Origin of the sequence: Candidatus Stoquefichus massiliensis AP9, from assembly GCF_000455285.1 — a bacterium.
Classification (GTDB): domain Bacteria; phylum Bacillota_I; class Bacilli_A; order Erysipelotrichales; family Coprobacillaceae; genus Stoquefichus; species Stoquefichus massiliensis.
Map to the genome: position 1 here is coordinate 8,499 of NZ_HG005292.1, position 15,017 is coordinate 23,515.

10 protein-coding genes are annotated in these 15,017 nt (G+C 28.3%); 3 read left to right on the forward strand and 7 right to left on the reverse strand.

The window, feature by feature from the left end; translation table 11 throughout:
- The 3 genes from BN350_RS13980 to BN350_RS20030 form a co-directional block, all read left to right on the forward strand.
- Positions 1–1,497, forward strand: a 1,497-nt coding sequence (locus tag BN350_RS13980) for a PD-(D/E)XK nuclease family protein (protein ID WP_028044160.1), incomplete at its 5' end; no start/stop codon positions are given.
- Positions 1,487–5,098, forward strand: coding sequence for a UvrD-helicase domain-containing protein (locus BN350_RS13985; protein ID WP_028044161.1), 3,612 nt, complete (start codon positions 1,487–1,489; stop codon positions 5,096–5,098). The genes BN350_RS13980 and BN350_RS13985, both read left to right, overlap by 11 nt.
- A gap of 542 nt (positions 5,099–5,640) precedes the next feature.
- Positions 5,641–6,240, forward strand: coding sequence for a helix-turn-helix domain-containing protein (locus BN350_RS20030; RefSeq protein WP_049945579.1), 600 nt, complete (start codon positions 5,641–5,643; stop codon positions 6,238–6,240).
- A 420-nt stretch (positions 6,241–6,660) separates the two neighbouring features.
- On the opposite strand, the gene BN350_RS13995 is transcribed toward BN350_RS20030, so the two are convergent.
- The 7 genes from BN350_RS13995 to BN350_RS14025 form a co-directional block, all read right to left on the reverse strand.
- Complete coding sequence (locus tag BN350_RS13995; protein ID WP_028044162.1) at positions 6,661–7,044, reverse strand: hypothetical protein; 384 nt, start codon at positions 7,042–7,044, stop codon at positions 6,661–6,663.
- A gap of 117 nt (positions 7,045–7,161) precedes the next feature.
- The gene (locus BN350_RS20035; protein ID WP_049945580.1) at positions 7,162–8,997 is read right to left on the reverse strand and encodes a sensor histidine kinase; all 1,836 of its coding nucleotides are present in this window, start codon (positions 8,995–8,997) and stop codon (positions 7,162–7,164) included.
- Positions 8,969–9,664, reverse strand: a complete 696-nt coding sequence (locus tag BN350_RS14005) for a response regulator transcription factor (protein WP_028044163.1) — start codon at positions 9,662–9,664, stop codon at positions 8,969–8,971. Before BN350_RS14005 ends, BN350_RS20035 begins: the two co-directional genes overlap by 29 nt.
- Before the next feature lie 85 nt (positions 9,665–9,749).
- Positions 9,750–11,543, reverse strand: a complete 1,794-nt coding sequence (locus BN350_RS14010) for a HAMP domain-containing sensor histidine kinase (protein WP_028044164.1) — start codon at positions 11,541–11,543, stop codon at positions 9,750–9,752.
- Positions 11,533–12,213 carry a response regulator transcription factor gene (locus BN350_RS14015; RefSeq protein WP_028044165.1) on the reverse strand — a complete coding sequence of 227 codons (681 nt, stop codon included), beginning with the start codon at positions 12,211–12,213 and terminating at the stop codon, positions 11,533–11,535. Before BN350_RS14015 ends, BN350_RS14010 begins: the two co-directional genes overlap by 11 nt.
- A gap of 67 nt (positions 12,214–12,280) precedes the next feature.
- Positions 12,281–12,877, reverse strand: coding sequence for a pyridoxamine 5'-phosphate oxidase family protein (locus BN350_RS19345; protein ID WP_187117140.1), 597 nt, complete (start codon positions 12,875–12,877; stop codon positions 12,281–12,283).
- Between the two features lie 58 nt (positions 12,878–12,935).
- A complete protein-coding gene (locus tag BN350_RS14025) occupies positions 12,936–14,630 on the reverse strand; it encodes a phospho-sugar mutase (RefSeq protein WP_028044166.1) in 1,695 nt (564 codons plus the stop codon).
- Between the last annotated feature and the right edge of the window lie 387 nt (positions 14,631–15,017).

The window sequence follows — 15,017 nt, forward strand, 5'->3', positions numbered from 1 at the left end:
ACAATAGATAAACTCTTTTTAAGCTCTCCTCGACATATCTTTATACTTGGTATGAATGAAACCATTCTTCCTCATCTCATCAAGGATACATCGTTATTACTAGACGAAGATATTGAAACACTTCGTGCATCTCATATTTCAACACCACTTACAACAACGGAGCGTTTAGGCGTTCATCACAATGATATTTTAAAAGCTTTGTTACAACCTACGCTTAGCTTAACTCTGTCATACCCTAAACAAACTTTATCTGGAGAAACATTATTACCATCATCTTTATACAAACAATTACAAAAGATGTATGAATTAAAAGTTCTTCCTACAAACCAATTTTTACCTATAACTGAATATTATTTGTTAGGAGGTATGATTCCAGAGAAAGAAAAATTAAATCAACATATTCATCACTTTATTTCAAATAAGAATCAACCTACGGCATTACCAAAAAACTATGTATCTGATTTATATAGTCCTACACTTTCTGTCAGCCAAATTGAAACTTATAATAAATGTCCATTTTTGTACTTTATTCAATATGGTCTAGGAATCTATCCTTTAAAAGAACAGAAACTTCTTCCTAATGAATTAGGAAGTCTCACTCACTATGTTTTATCAATTAATTTAACACAAAATAAAGATATTTCTTTACTTGTTGATCAATATATTCAAAATGATGAAAATCTTTCTTTAAAAATATATCATTCAAAAGTGAATCAATATTTTATTGATCAATTAAAGAAAGATCTAAAAATAACCTTAACAGTTTTAAAAAGGCAATTGAATATCTCATCATTTGAAGTTCTTGATCAAGAAAAGAAAGTTCTCAATGATATTCAAGGAATGCATTTTAAAGGGTTTGTAGATCGTATTGATACTTTTGATCATTATGTCTCTATTATTGATTATAAATCAAGTGCCAAAGATATTGATTTAAATCTTGCTATGCAGGGATTTAATATACAGATGTTATTATATTTAAAAATGATTATAGAAAGTGAACATAAAGATCCTGGTGCTGTTTTATATTTTAATACAAAGAAAAGGATTTTATCTATTGATCAGCCAATGAATGATTCTATTGATGAAGAAGAATTTTATAAACAATATAAATATGGTGGATATGTGATTGATGATGATAGTCATAGTGTGATTCAAGGACTAGATCCTACATTTGATAAACGTTCAAATATTATTAATGTCACTTACGTGAAATCAAGAAATGAATATAAAGGACAAATTTTAACACCAAAACAATTAGATGCTTTACTATCAGAGATAGAGAAACATATATATCATTTATATGAAAATATGATGTCAGGAAATATTGCTATAACACCTAAAGGGAGTGATCAGAGTGCAACTCATACTTTGGTAAATCCTTGTCGCTATTGTCCTTATCATAGTATTTGTGGTTTTGATGTGTTCTATAATGACTATGAATTGGTTGAATTTTTAGATGTAGATAGTCTTTTAGGAGGTGATGAAGATGCCATTTAATGAAGGTCAATTAAAAGCTATTCAACAAAGAAATGCTTCTATTCTGGTTAGTGCTCCTGCTGGAAGTGGAAAGACAAAGATTCTTGTCAGCCGTATTGTTGAACTCTTAAAGGAAGGCTATGAGATTTCTGATTTTCTTGTGTTGACATTTACTCAAGCTGCGGGAAATGAAATGAAACAAAGATTGACAGAAGAATTAAATGAAATCGTTTCATCTCATATAGATAATGATTTAAAAGAACATTTAGAAAAACAGATTCTTCATCTTCCACACGCTTATATTACGAACTTTCACGGATTCTGTAATCTTCTTTTAATGAAATATGGTTATCTTGTTAATGTCATGCCTGGTTTTGAAATTAATAGTGATCCAACATTAATTAAAAAAGAAGTCTTAGATGAATGTTTAGAAAAATGGATAGAAAATGATGAAATCAAATCATTTTTAGAACTTTATTTTCCAGGTTATTCATTAGATGCTTTTTCAAGAATATTACTATCAATTGATGAAATATCTCATTCTATAGATAATTTTTATGAATTTATTGAACAAATCAGGTTACAAAATTATGAAACTCTTTCTTCTTCATTAGAGGAATGGCCATTATTTCCATACCTTCAACAATTATTTTATAATGAAACTGTTTTAGCTATGAATAAATTAATTGAAACCAAACATTACTGTGAAACACATGATCTTGTTGATTTCTATGAACGACCAGATGAACAAACTGAAAAAAATCAAACTTTAGGTATTCCTTTTGAAACTTATTATGATTATCTAGATGAAAGAATGAAACTCTTTCATCAACAATTAACTTATGATACTCTTATTTCTATTTTAAAAGATCCACTTCCTAAAACATACAATATGGTTTGGAAAGATATTGATCCAAATATCAAAAAAACTTTTACGAAAATGAAAGGTGATATTCTTTCTTCATATACAAAAGCTACAAAGTCATATGTTGAAGACGATCCTGATGACTTTGTGAAAAAATTAAAGACAAGTTATCAAGCCATTGATATGTTACTAGCAAAGGGTAAACTCCTCTATCAATTTCAGATGGCTTATCAGGCTCGTAAGAAAGAATTAAATCAATTAGATTTCTCTGATTTAGAGAGATATGCTCATCAGTTATTAGAACCACAATATGGTATTGTTGATATCTTATATCATCGTTTAAAAGAAATTATGGTAGATGAGTATCAAGATACCAATCAAATTCAAGAATCTTTGCTTTTAAAAATATCTGAATATAAAGACCCTCATATTCCTCTCTTTATGGTTGGTGATATGAAACAGTCTATTTATCGTTTTCGTCAAGCAGATCCACAAATCTTTTCTGATAAATATGATACTTTCTCATTAACAGATAAAGAAACAAAAGAGACATTAACACGAAGAATTGATTTGGTTTTTAATTATCGTTCTTCTAAAGTTGTATTGGATTCTATTAATTACATTTTTAATCAGATTATGGATAAAAATATTGGTGGATTAGAATATTATTTAGATGATAGTGCTCGTTTGAATTATGATTATATGGGAAAGGAAAACGGTCAAAAAGAAATAGCTAGAAAACGCTTTTTTCAAGACAATGCCTTAACAACTGAATTACTTATTGATATTTATAATCCTGCTTCAAAACTTGATAAAGATCAGTATGAGGCACATATGGTTGCTCAAAAAATCTTACTGTTAAAACAAGAAATGAAACTTAATAATAAACCTGTTGATTATAAAGATATGGTTGTTTTAATGCGATCAACGGTTTCGTTTTTAACTTTTAAAAAAGTTTTTGATCTTTATCAAATTCCAAATCATATTGTTTTATCACAAGGTTTTATGAATTCTAATGAAATTGAAAGTATGATGACGTTTTTACAGGCCCTAGATAATTCATATGATGATGTTGCTATGATGAGTTTACTCAGACAGCCCTATACTTTCTCCAATATCTCTATGGATATTATTGCAAGATTACGTATGGATGATAAAGAATCACCTCTATATGAGTGTTTAAAAGCATCTAGCGATTCTTCTATTAGACACTTTTTAGACGTTTATCAGTATCTCAAAGAATACAGTTATACTCATTCACCTTATGATTTAGTTAAAGAAATCTATCATGTGAGTGACTATCCGCTCTTTGTTTCACAACTCATTAATGGTATTCAAAGAAAAGCCAATCTCCAGTTATTCTTAGAAATTATCAAACAAACACAAGAAAAAACACCATATCTTCATGATCTCATTGATGTCTTGAAAAACTCTTCTGACTATGCACCTGCTCAGGCAACATCTGGCAGCGATAATTTTGTAGAATTTATGACTATTCATAAATCAAAAGGTCTTGAATTTCCTATTGTCTTTGTCAGCAATATGCATAAGCAGTTCAATACCCAAGATAGTAAAGAACGCTTAATGATTGATAAACGCTTAGGCATTGCAATGAAACCACGTATACATTTATCAACTGACACAATTGATTCAATGACCGTAGAATATGAAAACTGTTATCGTAATATGATTGCTAGACGTCAATTAGATGAATCTGTTAATGAAGAAATGCGTATTTTCTATGTTGCATTAACAAGAGCATCAGAAAAACTTATTTTAACTGGAGTCTTAAAGAGTGTTGATGAAATTGCAGCAATCCAAGAAAAATTACTGGTTAATGAAGATCCGGATATTTATCACCGTCAAAATGCTGAACATGTCCTCTTATATGATCGCTTACGTAAGACAAATAATTATCTCACGTGGACACTTGCTGCTATATTACGTCATCCCATGATTATTAAGCAATGTCAAGATATTGAGGTATTAGCACCACGTGCTAAATTATTAGAAAAATATCATTTTGAAAAACATCTCACTTTTGATTCGACAGAACATGCTATGTTTTCACTCACGTTAACATCTGATGCACAAATAGAAAATGCTATCCCTGAAACAACAAAAACAGATAAGATTATTGATGGCAGTATACAAAACCACTATCGTCAATTTGTTTATCCATATGATACGACTAAAAATGCAACAGTGTCTGTGACACAATTACAAAAGATTGAAGATGATCATTATTTATCATTATCAATTCCTGAAGAATCATCAAATATTACTGCTACTGATAAAGGAACCTTAGTCCATCTTTTATTAAGCTATTTAACATTCCAGGAAGATAATATTGATATATTGATTGATCAATTATATAATGAACAGCTTATTGACGATTTAGGAAAACAAATATTAGAAGAGTATAAAGATAAAATATCTCATTTTATTAAAAGTTCTTATTATAATATGATTCAAAATGCAGAGTATGTTTATCGTGAAAAGAAATTTTCATATTATGATCAAGATAAAGACCAGATTATACATGGAATTTTTGACTTAGTTTTTGTCTATCAAAATCAAATCTATGTTTTAGATTATAAAACAGATCGTGTTTCTACTAAAAATAGTGATGATGCTCTTATTCAAAAGCATCAAGTACAGTTAAACTATTATCAAAAAGTTTTAAAGGAAATGTATAAGCAAGATGTTCATGCGATTGTTTATTATCTCCATATTTCTAAAGGTGTAGAATTCTAAATATGTATAAAACATAAAATAAGTTTTTTATTATCTTAAGTTCTTATATGCTTATAAAGCCATATTTTATTGGCATTATAAGCATTTTTAGTATTGCTATATACTACACTTTCTTCCCATGAATTCTCATATTTTCCTTTGGAAAATGGTAATTTTTTATGTTATCAGGGTTGACATTTCTATATTTACATCACCTAATGAAACACGATTGTAGTATGATATTAATGTTAGAATGACAGATAATATCAATAAGTCCTTTGAATTTATGTTTTTATTCGCTAAACAGGTACAAATCATATGACGTAGAAGAAAAGATATGTTTTGACTGCATTTTTCCATTGCTTATATATTAAAACTTATTAAAATTAAAAACATATCACAATAAGGTAGATCTGACTACTTCTGAACTGTTGAATTTTTCAAAAATCAACTATAATGAAAATTATTTTTTGTAGATACATATGCAGGAAACCAAAAGTTGCATATGTAGTTGATTGTATTTTATTATCACTTGTTTATAATAGAGATTGGAGGTGGGATATATGAACTTGAATGAAAAAATCAAAGAATTAAGAAAAGAGCAAAATATGTCACAAGAAGAATTAGCAGAATTAATAGATGTTACTCGACAAGCTGTAACAAAATGGGAAAGTGGTGCATCTTCACCTGACACAAAACATTTGATACAATTAGCAACGATTTTTAATGTTCCAGTAGAAAAGATAACAGGCAATAAGCAAACAGGAATCTATACAGTTACTGAAAATGAAATATGTAGTTATTGTGGAAAGAAAGCAGAATTCTATAAGGATGAAAATTTAATCGAGGCATACTGCTCTCCTAAATGTCAGCAATTACATACAATAGCAATGAATAAAATCAAGAAAAACATGAAATGGTTTAGTATTGGTATAATTATTTCCGTCTTATTATTGCTTTTTGGTGCATTTATCAACTTTTCAATAGATAAAAATATTGTTATAGGTAGTGGAATTATTTTATTGGGTATTACTCTCATTTTATTTCCTTACTGTACACCTGAGTCTTATAAAAAATATGGGTATATAAAGACTACTCAAATTGGTCGAATATTAGGATTTATAACAGAAATGTTTGGTCTGTTAATTTTGTTTTTAGGTTAACAATTCAGAAAACAAAATGGTAGGTAATATATACAAAAATATATTAATAACTACAGAAAATATAGAATTCATTTTTTATAAAATTGTTGAATAGTTATCCTGCAAAATATAAAAAAACCTATGTATCAAGTATTAAAAATCTGATATTGATTATGATTATACATAAGGAATTCTCAATCGCAATTAAAGATATTGTGGTACATTCATGACAAACAATCGTAAAAGTAAATTCTATTTAACGTACTTTAAAGTAGAATTTAACTATTGACTTAAGAATAGAACAAGTGGTAATTGTTATACTTGAAATATCACTAGAGTTATCATAATATACTAGTGATGAAGATACAGACATGGATAACATGGCTAAGAAAAACCAGAAGTGCCACTTCTGGTTTTTCTGTACTTATTATACATTTATTATTAAAAATATCTTCTACGTCTATTACGATATGAATATTTATATGTCATAGAAAGTGTTGGTTTATTTTGAGATACAATAAACAATCCTATACATGCACATCCAGCTAATAAACCAAGTATTGCAGCAAAATCAGGTAAAATATCAAGATGAAGATTCGTAAACCCTAAAATCATTCCAACTCCAAAAATAACGATACTTAGTATTAAACCAAGTTTCATCATCACTGTTCCTTCAGCCTTATGTAAACATGCAAACCACAATCCAATTAATAAGCCAATAACTAATGCTTCTAATACTATTTTTTGATTCATTGTGACAAACTGCATAACAGCAACAAATACAATAATAATATATGGTAACAAAACACCCATGATTCTATTCACTTCAAAACACCTCCATGATATTTAATTATAGTTGACGACTCCATGAGTTGCAAGATAAATATCTTATTTTGTCGATATTCAAAAGCACTTCATCTCACAAATGAAGTGCTTTATCATTTATTGAACGATAATTTGAAACTGTACTCCTCTAGAAGTATTTTCTACACTATAACCAAATCCATGTATATCTAAAATCGTCTTACATATAGCAAGTCCAAGACCAGTCCCTTCCCTATCTCCAGAAACATAAGTATCCCAGATTCTTGTCTTTTGTTCATCCGTTAAATATTCTCCCTCATTTTCAATTGAGAGAATATTGTTATTAAAAGATATATAAATATGTCCTTCATGAGGTGTATGCTTAATTGCATTACTGATAAAATTTTTAATCACAATCTGAAACTCAAACGGATCTACCTGAATGGAATGAAAATCACCCTGTAATACAATTTGAATCTTTTTCTTCTCTAACAAAGGAGCAAAAGATTCTATTGTTGATGTAATTAAATCTTCTAAGTCAATTGTTTGAACATTGAACTCTACATACCCAGATTCTAGTCTAGACAAATTGAGCATAGCTTGAACTAATTCATTGATTCGTTTTATTTCTTCTTCAATAGCCTGAAGATAATCTTGTTTTTTATTATTATCTTGAATCACATCAATGAGTTCAATATATCCATTAATAATGCCTAATGGTGTTTTGATTTCATGTGTAAAATTTGCTATAAATTCTTTTCTCACAGATTCTAACTGTTTCACATGTTCAATCTCTTCATTTAATTTCTGTATAGTATGCTCTAATTGTTGACTCATCTGATTAATATTATGAGATAAAATTCCTAACTCATCTTTTGATTTTTCATCAAGATGAATATTAAATTGATTATTAGCAATAGCTAATGTACTTTGATTAATCTTTTTAATACGACGTGTCAATATATAAGACAATAAGATACATACTCCTATACTAAATACAAATGATAGGACATAAGTTGGTATTTTAGATAAGATTGCCTGATTCATAATTCTATCTTCAGCATGAAAATCATAGTTATAATAGATAATATAGCCTTGTATATCTTCTAATGAATATTCAACATTTTCATTAGAAAATGCTCCTTTTTTTACAAGTGGTAAACAATTTACTGAATATAAAGTTCCATCCTCTTCAAACACACTATTAAAAGAAAACGAATCATAGTTACTCATAGGTAAAACTTCTTTTATACTTTTAATCACTTTTTGTTTCATTTCATCATAACTTAACTTATGATATCCAATTTCATTCCATGGATAAAATTCTGTTAAAGTCAAATAAAGATTACCACTTTCATAATTCAAAAAATATAATTCTTCAATACTTTCATTATTCTGTCTTTGATCAAAGAATATATGATTATCAATCTCTAAATAACAAATATCATCTGTTACATATCCATTATTAGTTTCTTTATTTTCTTCATAAGTTCTTGAAGCTATTTTTATTGGAAAAGTTTCATTATGAAATTGTTCATTAATAATTTTTTCTAGTTCTTTTTTAATTGAAACATCTAATGATGGTAATTCAAAAATAAGATGTGAATAATCATAACGTCCTTTTTCTATTGGAAAGTCTACTAGTGTCAAATAGGGAACTGTTTGACTCTGTTGATCATAAACCATATTCATTTGATTATCTAAAATAATTATATTTTTATAATCTACTTCTCTTTGTTTCAATGTCTGATTGATATCCTTAAAAAAAGATTCATCTAAAGAATTATACTGATTTTGATAATGATTTTGTAATTGAGTTGCTAAGGCGTTTAAATATGGATCATCTAAATTCTCATAAGCATGAGATTTTTCTCTATCAAAATCAAGAATTACATTCAATACATTAATAAAACAAAAACTTACTATAAGTAATATGAAAATCTTTTTACTTAATGTTGGTTTTAACAGTTTCATTATCATCCACCACCTTTAATATATATCCTACCTTGATAACTGTTTGAATATAATGAGAATATTTCCCTAGTCTCTTTCTTAATTTCTTGATATACGTATCAACTGCTCTTCCATCTCCATAATAATCATATCCCCATATTTTATTGAGTATTTGAATACGATTAAGTAACTGATTAGGATGTTCACATAAATAAACCAATAATTCATATTCTTTATGAGAGAGTTCTATGACTTCATCATCTATGATAAGAAGATGATTTATTTTATCTATTTGAATATGTCCTAATCTTATAGTATCTTGTTCTAACTTCTTATCTCTCTTAATCATTGCCATACACTTTGCATAAAGAATAGATGGTTTAAATGGTTTTGTCATGTAATCATCAGCACCTAACTCATATGCTTTTAATTGATTTTCATCTTCAGATAATGCACTCATAAAAAGTATTGGTTTATCTGACTTAAGACGTAATAATTTACAAACCTCATATCCATCAATCCCAGGCATCATAATATCAAGCAAAATCAAATCAATAGAATCATCAATATAATCCAATGCTTCGTAACCATTACAAGCCTCAATAACTTCAACATCATTTAAAGTAAAATATTCTGTAATAATATGCCTGATGTGATATTCATCTTCAACAACAAGTACTTTGTACACTTCTATCACTTCCTCCAATCATATATTACCATTTCTTTGTGTAATCGAAGTGGAAAAGAAAACAGATTGAATAAAATTCAGTCTGTTACTTACTCATGAAATAAAACTCTACACCATTTTCTTTATTTTTAACACCATATTCAAATTGGTGTAATTCAAGAATTGAACGGCATATTGCAAGTCCTAGTCCACTTCCTTCATGATCATGTGTTACAAATGTATACCAAATAGATTCAATATTATCCTCTGGAATGATTTCCCCTTCATTATATATTGATACTCCTTGACAAATTGTAATGATAATCTTTCCATTCTCCAATGTATGTTTAATCGCATTAGATAAAAAATTATGTATAATGGTACTTATGAGTTTCTTATCTGCATATAACTCTTTATCTTCTGTCAAAATCTCTATCTTAATATTCTTTTGCATATATAAAATTTCATACTCATCAACAATCTCTGTTACTAAATCTTCTAAGTCTAATATTTCTTTTTGCAATTCTACTTTACCTGCTTCCAAACGAGATAAACTTAACATAGATTGAATCAATTGATTAATCCTTGATGTTTCTCTATTAATAATATCTAAATACTTTTTAGCTTCTTCCTCATTTTCAGCCTCTTCTATTAGTTCACTATAACCATTAATAATTCCTAATGGTGTTTTCATTTCATGTGTAAACTGATTAATAAAATCTTTTCTGAGATTTTCTAATTCTTTTACATGATTGATTTCTTCATGAAGTTTTTTTATTGTATCATTTAACTGTTCTCTCATTATATTGATACTATTGGCTAATGATCCTATTTCATCTTTTGATTTCACCTTTAATGGTTCACCAAATTCCTGATTAGCTATTTTTAACGCTGCTTTTTGTACTTTCTTGATTGGTCTTGTAATCATATAGGAAAATAAAATTGATATAATGGCAGCAAGGACAAAAGCGATAATATATAACTGATAGTTTTCTTCTATGTATCGTTTAATAACATAGTCATGAATATCATCTACAACATTGACAATACTAACCATAAATTTAGGTTCTTGGTCAGTTATTCCAAAACATGCCGTAAAATATGTTTGATTTCCTACATCTTCAAAATAGCTTACATAACCACCTATTCCTGATCTGTAAAAAACAGGACTTGTTAAAAATTCTTTCATATCTTCAACTTGAAATGTAATAGGAACTTGTTGTAAAGGATTATAAGTATAGCATTCATTTTGAATACAAAATCTTGTTATAATGCCCTCTTTCATTTCTTCTTTTTCTTGTTGAGATAGTTTGGTATAATTACCAACTTCAACAAAAGTTTCCTTATTTGCCTGATACTCAAAATATTTAAACTTATTATCTTCAATAATATATTTAATATAAATATCTGAATAATCATTATAAGTATTAGTATACATACCATTTTTCCTTGCTAATAACAAGTTAGCTTTTGTTTCCTCTGAAAGAGAAGCAATTGAAATCGTATCATGTTCATCATTATCTCCATTATAAATGACAATATAGTCATTTAAATACTTTTCTCCAAGAGTATAACTATCTATAACTTCTTCTTGCCCTGTGTTATGTGTTATAAAAATATAATTTTGATATCCATCACTCATATGACGAAGTTTCTCTTGAAAAGAATCTTCATGAATGACTTTTAATACTTTTTCTTTATCTTCAATATCATAGATTTGATATTCTTTAAATAAATGAGTAACTTCATCAATAACTTCTTCATATTTATATGTTTCTCTTATCCATTGGCAATATAGATTTTTTTGAGCAGTTATATTTAAATTCATAGAAATAGCCAATATTATCAAAAATGCACTCATTAACACAACAAAAATTTTTACACTTATTCTATGTCTCATGACTCTCACCTTCCTTGAAGATATAACCCACTTTAAATACAGTATGTATATAATATTGATACTGACCTAATTTCTTTCTTAACTTCTTAATATATGTATCTACTGCACGTCCATCACCATAATAATCATATCCCCATATTTGATTTAGAATTTGTTCACGTGATAATAGTTGATGAGCATTTTGAGTTAAATACTCTAATAATAAATATTCTTTATGTGTTAATTCAATCTCCTGGCAATCAATAAAAACTTGATGATTTGTATAGTCAATTTTTAAATGATCAAATTCTTTTGTATCATGTGAACTTTGCATAAATTCTCTTTTACATATCGCAAGACATTTTGCATAAAGAACAGAAGGAAGAAATGGTTTTGCAATATAATCATCTCCACCATATTCAAAGGCTTTTAATTGATTTTCTTCTTCGCTTAAGGCACTAATAAAGATAATTGGACATTGATATTTCTGTCTTATTTGATAACATACTTCATAACCATCAATACCTGGCATCATAATATCTAATAAGACTAAATGAATATCTGTATTCATTTTAGATAAACCTGAATACCCATCCATTGCTTCTATAATTTCCATATCTCTTTTATGAAAATACTTAATTATAATCTGTCTAATATCCACATCATCTTCAATTAATAATATCTTATACATATCCTATCACCTTCTATCTTTATTGTATTATGCACTTGTGTAAATTTTGTGTAAAAGAAAAAGTTAGTTACCTAACTTTATTTCTTTTCTTTGCGATAATATCTGAAATATCAAATGGTTCATCGTCTTTCTCCATTGCATAAACATCTATAAATGGAACATCTTCAACTGTTCTTAATGGAAATTCTGATTTTGCAGTGACATCTTTCATATCACATTCAATAACACCTATATACATTGGTGGAATTGCTTTTCTTTCTTCCAATGGTTTAATCTCTCTATTATTACATATATATAATAAATCATATCCTCGTTTAAAAGTTTCATAATCATCCTTTGCATCAACAATTTTCATGATCCCTTTAGCAATCACACTACGATAGTCATGATAATGTCCCTTATATTGACAATCAGGAAAATCATGAAATGCACTAAATTCTAAACACACTCTTGGATCCTTACGCAACAATTCTAATTTGTGGCCTCTTTTCATAAAATGAGTATAAACGAATAATTTATCATCTTTCATTTCATAACCAAAATTAACTGGCACAACATAAGGAAATCCATCATTCCCATTTATCCCTATATTCACATGATGAAATAACTTTAACATTTCTTCAATCAAAACAGGATCATCAACTTCTCTTTCAAAATGTAACATCGTTTTTTCCTCCTTCATCATACGAGAAAAGCGCTGAATTTATCAACGCCATTTCTCTTTATTCACCAATAATTTCCATCATTGCTTTATGGAATACTTCGGTTTTACTTGCTGCATCATCAGCAGTTGTTCCTTTAATAGAAAAGTAGAACTTACATTTTGGTTCAGTACCACTAGGTCTTGCAGCAATCCAAGAACCATCTTCTAAATAATATTTTAATACATTTGATTTTGGTAAATCAATTGTTGTTTCAGTACCATTTTCACTTCTTATACTTGTTTGATAATCTTCAGAAGCTACAACCTTCACACCACCAATAGCAGTTGGTGCATCTTTTCTTAAATTATCCATTATTTCTTTAATTCTTGCAGCTCCAGCAGCACCTGCTTTAGATAAAGCAATTTGAGTTTCCTTAAATGTTCCATGTTTTGCATATAATTCATTTAAAACATCAACTAAATCTTTACCCTGTTTCTTATAATAATTACCAGCTTCAGCAGCAGTTAAGACAGCTTGAACAGCATCTTTATCTCTTACGAAATCTTTAATTACACAACCATAAGATTCTTCATATCCAAAGACAAATTGTTTTTCACCAGTCTTTTCATATTTTCTAATCTTATCACCAATAAACTTAAATCCAGTTAATGTTTTTTCAACATCAACACCATAACTTCTTGCAACCAATTCACCTAAATCAGAAGTGACAATTGTATTATACATCACCGCATTATCAGGTAATGTTCCTTTTTCTTTCATTTGACTTAAAATATATTCTAAGTAGACAGCAGCAGATTGGTTTCCACTCATTAAAACATATTTACCATCATGTTTAGCAACAACCCCTAATCTATCTCCATCAGGGTCACAAATAACAACAACATCAGCACCAACTTCTTTTGCTTTAATGATTGCTAATTCATAAGCCATATCGACTTCAGGGTTTGGTGATTTTGTATTTGTATAGTCTGGATCAGGTGCACATTGTGCCAATACTGGAACAACATCATATCCTAAACGTCCTAAACATTCTCTTACAGGAATATTACTTGTTCCATGTTGTGGTGAGAAAACAATCTTAAACCCACTCTTATCCATTCCTGGATTCAATTCAATACCCATAACTTCTTTATAATAGGCTTCATCAACCTCTTCACCAATCCATGTCATATATGGATAAGCTTCTTCATTACTGCAAACTTTCACATCTAATTCATCTTCAACTTCATTGACATACTTAACAACAATATCTCCCCATTCAGGAATTAATTGACATCCAGTATCATCATAAACCTTATAACCATTATATTCTTTAGGGTTATGTGAAGCTGTAATCATAATTCCACCAGCACATTTTAAATATCTTACTGCAAAGGATAATTCAGGTGTTGGTCTTAAACTTTCAAAAATATAAGATTTAATTCCATAAGTGGCTAAAACCTTAGCACTTTCAATCGCAAAACGATAAGACATATGACGATTATCATAACCAATCGCAATGCCTCTTTCTTTTCCGTTTTCTAAACCGAGAACATATTTTGCAAAACCAACATTCGCTTTTCTAATTGTATAGATATTCATACGGTTTGTTCCTGGACCTAAGATTCCTCTCATTCCAGCAGTTCCAAATTCTACGTTCGTATAGAAGGCATCTTCTTTTTCCTTTTCTCCCATACTTGCAAGCTCAACTTTCATGGCATCATCTACAGCAGGATGATTTAACCATCTTTCATAATTTGTATTATAATCCATATTGTTCACCTCTGTTTTAATTATATCAAATCCTATTCTTTAACGCTACTAAAACAAGTTGATAAATAAAAACATTTTTTACAAAAATCTATCTCCACTAGATTAATATATTTATTTAACTTTAAAAATCACTAAAATATGATTTCCCCTTTTACAATGAAAATATTTGTCTTCAACTGATTAAATTATTCATCAAAACTTATATTTATTTGAAATTCTTTCTTCTTTTTTCAACTCCTTCATTTAATATCCTTTCTGTATAATCTCTCATTAATTCACACATATCTATCTTCTCTTTTTTTAATTTGTTATGAGTTTAAATAAGTATATATATCATTATCATGAATTCAACAACTGCTTATTTGAGTGCTTCAAGTATATCTTCTT